The sequence below is a fragment of the Pseudomonas sp. CM25 genome (assembly GCF_013179705.1).
GTDB lineage: Bacteria > Pseudomonadota > Gammaproteobacteria > Pseudomonadales > Pseudomonadaceae > Aquipseudomonas.
The window spans coordinates 1-8597 of the sequence record NZ_JABMCW010000246.1; the positions used below are offsets into that span (position 1 = coordinate 1).

The 8597-nt window shown below is 62.5% G+C and carries 10 protein-coding genes; 4 read left to right on the forward strand and 6 right to left on the reverse strand.

Going from position 1 to position 8597, the window contains the following annotated elements:
- Positions 1–428, reverse strand: a 428-nt coding sequence (pyrE, locus tag HP546_RS21555) for an orotate phosphoribosyltransferase (protein WP_172229249.1), incomplete at its 3' end; no start/stop codon positions are given.
- An 80-nt stretch (positions 429–508) separates the two neighbouring features.
- On the opposite strand from pyrE, the gene HP546_RS21560 reads away from it, so the two are divergent.
- Positions 509–1288 carry an exodeoxyribonuclease III gene (locus HP546_RS21560; RefSeq protein ID WP_172229251.1) on the forward strand — a complete coding sequence of 260 codons (780 nt, stop codon included), beginning with the start codon at positions 509–511 and terminating at the stop codon, positions 1286–1288.
- Between the two features lie 133 nt (positions 1289–1421).
- Here the strand turns inward: HP546_RS21560 and HP546_RS21565 are convergent, their stop codons facing one another.
- Positions 1422–1790, reverse strand: a complete 369-nt coding sequence (locus tag HP546_RS21565; protein ID WP_172229253.1) for a DUF4870 domain-containing protein — start codon at positions 1788–1790, stop codon at positions 1422–1424.
- A 23-nt stretch (positions 1791–1813) separates the two neighbouring features.
- Entirely contained in the window at positions 1814–2536 is a 723-nt protein-coding gene (rph, locus tag HP546_RS21570) for a ribonuclease PH (protein ID WP_172229255.1), read from the reverse strand.
- 228 nt (positions 2537–2764) lie between these two features.
- On the opposite strand from rph, the gene HP546_RS21575 reads away from it, so the two are divergent.
- The gene (locus HP546_RS21575) at positions 2765–3628 is read left to right on the forward strand and encodes a YicC/YloC family endoribonuclease (RefSeq protein ID WP_172229257.1); all 864 of its coding nucleotides are present in this window, start codon (positions 2765–2767) and stop codon (positions 3626–3628) included.
- A gap of 14 nt (positions 3629–3642) precedes the next feature.
- Positions 3643–4263 carry a guanylate kinase gene (gene gmk, locus HP546_RS21580; protein ID WP_172229259.1) on the forward strand — a complete coding sequence of 207 codons (621 nt, stop codon included), beginning with the start codon at positions 3643–3645 and terminating at the stop codon, positions 4261–4263.
- 153 nt (positions 4264–4416) lie between these two features.
- Here the strand turns inward: gmk and HP546_RS21585 are convergent, their stop codons facing one another.
- The 3 genes from HP546_RS21585 to HP546_RS21595 form a co-directional block, all read right to left on the reverse strand.
- A complete protein-coding gene (locus tag HP546_RS21585; protein WP_172229261.1) occupies positions 4417–5958 on the reverse strand; it encodes an APC family permease in 1542 nt (513 codons plus the stop codon).
- Positions 5959–6071: 113 nt separating this feature from the next.
- Positions 6072–6845 (reverse strand): gamma-glutamyl-gamma-aminobutyrate hydrolase family protein, encoded by a 774-nt coding sequence (locus HP546_RS21590; protein ID WP_172229263.1) that lies wholly within the window; start codon positions 6843–6845, stop codon positions 6072–6074.
- 4 nt (positions 6846–6849) lie between these two features.
- On the reverse strand, positions 6850–8193 hold the full coding sequence (locus HP546_RS21595) for a glutamine synthetase family protein (protein WP_372242450.1): 1344 nt from the start codon (positions 8191–8193) through the stop codon (positions 6850–6852).
- 68 nt (positions 8194–8261) lie between these two features.
- Here HP546_RS21595 and HP546_RS31495 point away from each other — a divergent pair.
- A partial coding sequence (locus HP546_RS31495; RefSeq protein ID WP_256678516.1) for a LysR family transcriptional regulator occupies positions 8262–8597 on the forward strand: 336 nt, incomplete at its 3' end.

The window sequence follows — 8597 nt, forward strand, 5'->3', positions numbered from 1 at the left end:
TGGGCGTTGATGATCTGCATGACTTCGCGGATAGCGGTTCCGGCAGTGATCACGTCGTCGATGATCAGCACGTCACCCGCCAGCGGCGCGCCAACCAGGCTGCCACCTTCGCCGTGGTCCTTGGCTTCCTTGCGGTTGAAGCACCATGGCACATCGAGCTGATGCTGATCGGCAAGGGCCACGGCGGTAGTCGCCGCCAGCGGAATGCCCTTGTAGGCCGGGCCGAACAGCACATCGAAGGGGATCTTGCTGTCGACGATGGCGGCGGCGTAGCAACGCCCCAGTTCGGCCAATGCGGAACCGGTGTTGAACAGGCCGGCATTGAAGAAATACGGGCTGGTACGCCCCGATTTCAGGGTGAATTCACCGAAGCGCAGTACACCGCGATCGATGGCAAAACGGATAAAGTCGCGCTGATACGGCTGCATGAATAGTCCCGGACACCACGGATTTAGCTAAATGGGTTGAGCTCGGGTATCATACACGCACGAGATTTTTGGGGCCATTTATGCGGATCATCAGTGTGAACGTTAATGGCATTCAGGCTGCGGCCGAGCGTGGTTTGCTCAGCTGGCTACAAGCCCAGAATGCCGACGTCATCTGCCTTCAGGATACCCGCGCCTCGGCCTTTGAACTCGACGACCCAGCTTTCCAGCTCGATGGCTATTTCCTTTATGCCTGCGACGCGGAGGTGCCCGCCCAAGGTGGTGTGGCGCTTTATTCGCGCATGCAGCCCAAGGCAGTCATCACCGGCCTGGGCTTCGAGACAGCCGACCGCTACGGGCGTTACCTGCAAGCAGATTTCGACAAAGTCAGTATTGCCACCCTGCTGTTGCCTTCGGGCATGAACGGCGACGAAGACTTGAACCAGAAATTCAAGTTGATGGACGACTTTGCCAAGTACCTGGACAAGCAGCGTCGCAAGCGCCGCGAGTACATCTACTGCGGCTCGTTCTACGTGGCGCAGCAGAAGCTCGACATCAAGAACTGGCGTGACAGCCAGCAGTCGCCGGGCTTCCTGGCACCGGAACGCGCCTGGATGGATGCGATCACCGGTGAGATGGGTTATGTCGATGCCTTGCGCGAAGTCAGCCGTGAAGGCGACCAGTACAGCTGGTGGCCGGACAACGAACAGGCCGAGATGCTCAACCTGGGCTACCGGTTCGACTACCAGATCCTCACCCCGGGCCTGCGCCGCTTCGTGCGTAACGCCCGCCTGCCGCGTCAGCCGCGCTTCTCGCAACATGCGCCGCTGATTGTGGATTATGACTGGACGTTGACCATCTAAAAAGCCGATTGGGGCTGCTTTGCAGCCCATCGCCGGCAAGCCAGCTCCCACAGGGTCACCACAGACTTCAAAACCTGTGCTGCACCTGTGGGAGCTGGCTTGCCGGCGATGGGCTGCGAAGCGGCCCCAATTGCTATTTGATCGGCCGCCAGATCATCGGGTAGCGATACGGCTTGCCTTCATTGGCCCGCACCGCCGCAATGATGATCAGGATCAGCACCGCCACCGTCAGCATGGCGAACAGCACCAGCCCGATGAACACGAACATCAGCAAAAAGCAGATGAACCCGGCAACCGTCACGCTGATCTGAAAGTTCAGCGCCTCTTTGCCCTGGGCGTCGATGAAAGGATCTTGCTCGCGCTTCAGGTGCCACAGCACCAGCGGGCCCAGCAAGTGCCCGAGCGGCACCACCAGGCCCAGCAGCGCGGAGAGGTGGCAGAACATCGCCCACTGCCGGATTTCGGCATTGGGCGGGGTGATCGACAGGTTCGAATCGCTCATGCCCCGCACCTCCCTGGCTGGGTTCAGTCGGCCAATGCCGCCTGCTGTAGCTCGAAGATTTCGTTCATGCCCTTCTGCGCCAGAGCAAGCATGGCATTGAAGTCTTCAGGCTGGAACGGCGCACCTTCGGCAGTGCCCTGCACTTCGATGAAGCCGCCGGCGCTGGTCATGACCACGTTCAGGTCGGTCTCGGCAGCGGAGTCTTCGGGGTAGTCCAGGTCGAGCACGGCTTCACCCTGGTACATGCCCACCGACACGGCGGCAATCATGTGCTTGAGCGGGTTGCCGCCCTTCAGGCCGCCACGTTTCTTGATCACTGCCAGCGCGTCGCACAGGGCGACCATGGCGCCGGTGATGGAGGCGGTACGGGTGCCGCCATCAGCCTGGATCACGTCGCAGTCGACGTACAAGGTGATGTCACCGAGCTTGCTCATGTCCAGCGCGGCACGCAGCGAGCGACCAATGAGACGCTGGATTTCCAGGGTGCGGCCACCCTGTTTGCCACGGCTGGCTTCACGCTGGTTACGCTCGCCAGTGGAGCGCGGCAGCATGCCGTATTCGGCGGTCAGCCAGCCTTGGCCCTGGCCTTTGAGGAAGCGCGGCACGCCGTTTTCCACACTGACCGTGCAGATGACCTTGGTGTCACCGAACTCGACCAGTACCGACCCTTCGGCGTGCTTGGTGTAGTTGCGGGTGATGCGGATCGAGCGGAGCTGATCGGCGGCGCGACCACTTGGACGTTTCATCTGGGATACCTGTACTGGGACTTTGAATCTGCCGAGCATTATAGAGCCCGCAGCCCGGGGAAGACATGCCTATCGTCGCAGCTGACACAGCCCGTCGCCTTTTCCTGCTGCTGCACGCCCCCCTCTGTAACATAGGCAGATTGGGCGCCAAGGCCGCACTGCGCTACAATCCTGCGCCTTGCAGCCGAGAGGCTGCCACCGTTCATTCATCTACGCGAGGTACTCCCCATGGTGCACAGCATGACCGCTTTTGCTCGTGTCGAGCGCGCCGGCAGCCAAGGCACCCTGGTCTGGGAGCTGCGTTCGGTCAACCACCGTTACCTTGAGCCGCACCTGCGCCTGCCCGAGGCCCTGCGCGACCTTGAAGGCAGCGTACGTGAAGGCCTGCGCCAAGGCCTGTCGCGGGGCAAGGTGGAATGCACCCTGCGCCTCAACGAAGACAGTAACGGCAAGCCGTTGAAGGTAGACCGCGAGCGCGCCGCGCAACTGGTCGCGGCTGCCGAGGAAGTGGCCGGCCTGATCAAGCAGCCGGCACCGCTGAACCCGCTGGAAGTGTTGTCGTGGCCGGGGGTGCTGGTGGCCGACGCCAGCGACCCGCAAGCGCTGAACGCCGAAGCCATGGCGCTGTTCGACGATGCGCTGGCCGAGCTCAAGGCCGGGCGTCAGCGTGAAGGCCAGGAACTGGCCCGCCTGATCAACGAACGGCTGGACAACATGGCCAGCGAAGTCAGCACCCTGCGCGCCCTGGTGCCGCAGATGCTGGCGGCGCAGCGGCAGAAGATCCTCGACCGCTTCGGCGACATGCAGGCCGAGCTGGACCCACAGCGCCTGGAGCAGGAGATGGTGCTGCTGGCGCAGAAAAGCGACGTCGCCGAGGAACTCGACCGCCTCAGCACCCACGTCACCGAAGTACGCCGGGTGCTCAAGGGTGGCGGTGCTGCCGGCCGGCGCCTGGACTTCCTGATGCAGGAACTCAACCGCGAGGCCAACACCCTTGGTTCCAAGGCCTTCGACCCACGCAGCACGCAAGCAGCGGTCAACCTGAAGGTACTGATCGAACAGATGCGTGAACAAGTACAGAACATCGAGTAAGGCCACCCCCGACCATGAACCACAGCAGCGGCACCCTCTACATCGTTTCGGCACCCTCGGGCGCCGGCAAGACCAGCCTGGTCAACGCCTTGACCAAGGACGACCAGCAGATCCGCGTCTCGGTCTCGCACACCACCCGCGCCATGCGCCCGGGCGAGCAGCACGGGGTGAACTATCACTTCGTCGTCCACGAGGAATTCACCACCCTGATCGAGCAGGGCGACTTCCTGGAACATGCCGAGGTGTTCGGCAACTTCTATGGCACCTCGCGCAGCGCGCTGCAACAGACCCTGGACCAGGGCTACGACCTGATCCTGGAAATCGACTGGCAAGGTGCCCAGCAGGTGCGCAAGCTGATGCCGCAGGCATTGTCGGTGTTCATCCTGCCACCAAGCCAGGAAGCGCTGCGTCAGCGCCTGGATGGCCGCGGGCAGGATAGCGAAGAGATCATCGCCGGACGCATGAAAGAAGCCGTCAGCGAGATGGTGCACTACGACGAGTATGACTACGTGATCATCAACGATGATTTCGACGTGGCGCTTGAGGATTTGAAGGCAGTGTTCCGTTCGAACCGGCTGGTGCTGAAGAAGCAGCAACAGCGCAACAGCGGGCTGCTGAAAGAACTGCTCTCCTGAAACACCGCACGGGGCTGCTTTGCAGCCCTTTCGCCGGCAAGCCAGGCTCCCACAGATACCTTGCAGAACCTGAAGGACTCGACGGACCTGAAGGACTGTGGAGATTTTGTGGGAGCTGGCTTGCCGGCGATAGGGGCGCAAAGCGCCCCCAGCTTATTCGGCCAAAGGCAGGGTAGCCTGCTGACGCAGGGTAGCCCCCAGGAAGTAAGCCGGCGCACGCATGCGCGACAGCATCATCAGCCCGATGCCCAGCACCGAGATGATCGCGGCAATCACGAACACCAGCCCCAACCCGCCCACATGCGAACCGCTGCCGAAGTCCGGCGAGGCGCTGTCGATGGCGGTGCGCGCGAAGATCACCGACAGGATCACCCCACCCACCAGCGGGCACAGGCCGCGCATGATGAAGTGGCGCAAGCTGCCGAACAGGCTGTGGCGGAAATACCACACACAGGCAAACGCGGTCAGCGAGTAGTAGAAGCAGATCATCATGCCCAGCGCGGTGATGGTATCCGCGAGCACGTTCTCGCTCAGGGTACGCATGGTCACGTAGAACAGGCCTGCGGCCAGGCCGGCGCAAATGGTTGCGTAGCGCGGGGTTTGCGACCGCGGGCAGACACTGGCGAACTTCGGCGGCACCGCGCCGTAGTAACCCATGGCCAACAGGGTGCGCGCCGGCGCCACGAAGGTCGACTGCAGCGACGCCGCCGTACTGGCCAGCACGGCGATGGACATCAGGATCGCCAGCGGCCCCATGACCGGGCCCGCCAGGTGGGCAAACACGTTTTCCTGAATACGCGGGTTGTTCAGGCCCAGGCCCGTTTCACTGATCCCGGCAAACTGCAGGGTGGCGATGGCGGTGAACAGGTATAGCCCGAGGATCAGCATCACGGTCCAGGTGGCCGCCTTGCCAGGCATCTCTTCACTGCCCACCGACTCTTCGCTGACCGTCAGGCAGGTATCCCAGCCCCAGAAGATGAAGATCGACAGCGACAGCCCTGCGGCAAAGGCCGAGAACGACTCGACACCGAACGGGTTGAACCAGGCGAAATCGAACTCCAGCGGTGGCGGCGCCGTGGTGCTGCCGAAGGCGGCGAAGGCAAAACCGATCAACACCAGCAACTGCAGGGCCACCAGGCCATATTGCACCGTCATGGTGGTGGCTATGCCGCGACAGCAGATCCACACCGCCAGGGCGATGAACACGCAACAGGTGACAATGTTGATCAACAGGTTGTCAGCCAACGCCGCCAGCTCATGCTTGCCGGTAATCTGACCAAGGAACAGGTAGAAGAAGTCGACCGCCACCCCCGCCAGATTCGACAGCACGATGGTGGTGGCAACCACCAGCCCCCAGCCGCCGATCCAGCCAATCATCGGCCCGAAGGCACGCGCCGACCAGGTAAACGAGGTGCCGCTGTCCGGCTCTGCCGAGTTCAGCTCACGGTAGCCCAGGGCCACCAGCAGCATCGGCAGGAACCCGACGATGAACACGGCCGGCAGGTGCGCACCCACCTCGCGCACGGTCGGGCCGAGGGCACCGGTCAGGGTATAGACCGGCGCGATGGTGGAAATGCCCAGCACCACGGTAGCCAGCAATCCCAGCCGGCCTTTGGCCAGACCCTTGCTGTTGTGGGTGTTGCCCGCGTCGGCCGCCATATCGGGTGGGCGGCCGGTATCTGTGTAATTGCTCATGAGTATTTGCCGTAAATTTTGGAATTGTTTTGGCGGGCCTTGCGCACAAGGCCCGCTTTCACTCATTGAAAGCTTGCTGCCGGGAACACGTCATCCGAGACCTTCGGCTGACGTCAGGATGCCTTCTGCCGTGCGCCCTCCCGTGCTGCGTAGGCAATGCAGGCCTCGCGAAACGCCTGAAACAGGCGCAGCGAGACCGGGTTTTCGTTGAAGCGCCATTCCGGATGCCACTGCACGCCAAGCACAAAACCCGGCGCCGCAGGCATGGACACTGCTTCGATCAGGCCGTCCGGGGCCCGTGCCTCGACGCGCAGGCCTGGGGCCAGGCGGTCAATGCCCTGGCTGTGCAGCGAGTTGACCTCGAACTGCGCGGCCAGGCCCAGGCGCTCGAACAACCCGCCTGGCTCGATGCCGACCGGGTGACGAGGGCCGTACTGCACCTCTGTCGGTGCGTCCTCAGGTTCGCGGTGGTCAAGGTAACCAGGCAGTTCCTGCACGCGCTGGTGCAGGCTGCCGCCAAGTGCCACATTCAATTCCTGGTAGCCACGGCAGATGCACAGCACCGGCACACCGGCGGCAATGGCCGCCTTCAGCAGTGGCAGGGTCAGCCGATCACGCGCCAGGTCGTGCCGGGTACCCGCCGCACTGGGGGCGCCATTGTAATGATGCGGTTCGATATTTGAAGGCGAACCGGTAAAAACAATGCCGTGCAGAAGACCCAGCAGCGCTTGCGTATCGCTGCCTGCGTCACGGGCCGGCAATATCAGTGGCAAGCCGGCAAACCCGGCTGCCTCGACATACCTGTCGCCCACTGTGTGCGACGAGTTCTTCCCCACCTGCTGACGGCAGGCGCTGACACCGATCAAGGGGACCGCAGTTGCGCTCATGGGCTTACACCGTGTGCAGGTACCAGTTGTACTCGAGGTCGGAAATCGACACTTCGAACTCGGCCAGTTCGCTTTCCTTGCAGGCCACGAAGATATCGATGTAGTCCGGGCTGATGTATTGGTTGAGGACTTCGCTGTCGTCCAGCGCGCGCAGGGCATCGCGCAGGTTGTTCGGCAGGCTCTGCTCCAGCTGTTCGTAGGAGTTGCCTTCGATTGGCGCCTGTGGCTCGACCTGGTGGGTCAGGCCGTGATGAACGCCGGCCAGGATTGCCGCCAGCATCAGGTACGGATTGGCATCGGCACCGGCTACGCGGTGCTCAAGGCGCACGTTGTCGCTGCTGTCGGTAGGCACGCGTACGGCTACGGTACGGTTGTCCAGGCCCCAGCTCGGCGCATTGGGCACGTAGAACTGTGCGCCGAAGCGGCGATAGGAGTTGATGTTCGGGCACAGGAAAGCCATCGACGCCGGCATGGTTTCCAGCACGCCGCCAATGGCGTGGCGCAACGCGTCGCTTTGCAGCGGGTCGTCACTGGCGAAGATGTTCTTGCCGGTTTTCTTGTCCAGCAGCGAGATATGCACGTGTAGCCCGTTGCCTGCCTGGCCCGGATAGGGCTTGGCCATGAAGGTGGTGTCCATTTCATGGTCGTAGGCAACGTTCTTGATCAGGCGCTTGAGCAGGATCGCGTAATCGCAGGCCTTCAGCGGATCCGCCACGTGGTGCAGGTTGACCTCGAACTGCGCCGGGGCGCTTTCCTTGACGATGGCATCGGCGGGCAGGCCCTGCTCCTTGGCCGCTTCGAGCATGTCCTGCAGGCAGTCGGCGTATTCGTCGAGGTCGTCGATCAGGTACACCTGGGTCGAATGCGGGCGCTTGCCGGAGATCGGCGAACGCGGCGGCTGCGGGCGACCGTTGAGATTGTCCTGGTCGATCAGGTAGAACTCCAGCTCGAACGCGGCGCAGATGGTCAGGCCCAGGTCGTCGAACTTGCTCACCACCTGGCGCAGCACTTCACGCGGGTCGGCGAAGAACGGCTGGCCATCGAGCTCGTGCATGGTCATCAGCAGCTGGGCGGTGGGGCGTTTCTGCCACGGCTCATCGGACAGCGTGCCGGGAATAGGGAAGCAGATGCGGTCGGCATCGCCGATGTCCAGGCCAAGGCCGGTGCTTTCGACGGTGGAACCATTGATGTCCAGGGCAAACAACGACGCCGGCAGATTGATGCCTTTCTCGTACACCTTGTGCAGGCTGGCCCGCTCGATGCGCTTGCCACGTACCACGCCGTTCATGTCGGAGATCAGCAGATCGACGTACTGCGTGTCCGGATGGGCCTGGAGGAAGTCACTCATCTCGCTGGAAGAACTGGCGCACGGGGTTACCGACGTCATGGCTGTACATCCTTTGATTTGCTGCGGCGATGTGGGGATACGGCTGGCGCCTCACGGGCGACGATGGTTGCAGCTGTTGTTTTTTTCACTTTCCCATCGTGGGGACTGGTTGCCCGACCGGGCGCATTGATTCCGGGGGGCCGTTTCACTATAAAATGGCCCTGACGCAACAGACATTGGCAATTCGGCAAGCAGAGCGTGCACCAATGCAATATCAGATCACACATGCCGACCTTTCACTGGTACTGGCGCTGGAACGTGGCCGCTCCCTGGCCAAGGCCGCCGAGCTGCTGAAAGTCGACGTTTCGACCGTATTCCGCTCGATTCGCCGACTCGAGTCGGCACTCGGCACCGCGCTGTTCGTC

Coding starts and splice junctions, on each gene's coding strand:
- HP546_RS21585 (WP_172229261.1), bottom strand. CDS start 5,958: ATGAGCAATTACACAGATACCGGCCGCCCACCCGATATGGCGGCCGAC.
- HP546_RS21590 (WP_172229263.1), bottom strand. CDS start 6,845: ATGAGCGCAACTGCGGTCCCCTTGATCGGTGTCAGCGCCTGCCGTCAG.
- HP546_RS21560 (WP_172229251.1), top strand. CDS start 509: ATGCGGATCATCAGTGTGAACGTTAATGGCATTCAGGCTGCGGCCGAG.
- rph (WP_172229255.1), bottom strand. CDS start 2,536: ATGAAACGTCCAAGTGGTCGCGCCGCCGATCAGCTCCGCTCGATCCGC.
- HP546_RS21595 (WP_372242450.1), bottom strand. CDS start 8,193: ATGAGTGACTTCCTCCAGGCCCATCCGGACACGCAGTACGTCGATCTG.
- HP546_RS21575 (WP_172229257.1), top strand. CDS start 2,765: ATGGTGCACAGCATGACCGCTTTTGCTCGTGTCGAGCGCGCCGGCAGC.
- HP546_RS21565 (WP_172229253.1), bottom strand. CDS start 1,790: ATGAGCGATTCGAACCTGTCGATCACCCCGCCCAATGCCGAAATCCGG.
- gmk (WP_172229259.1), top strand. CDS start 3,643: ATGAACCACAGCAGCGGCACCCTCTACATCGTTTCGGCACCCTCGGGC.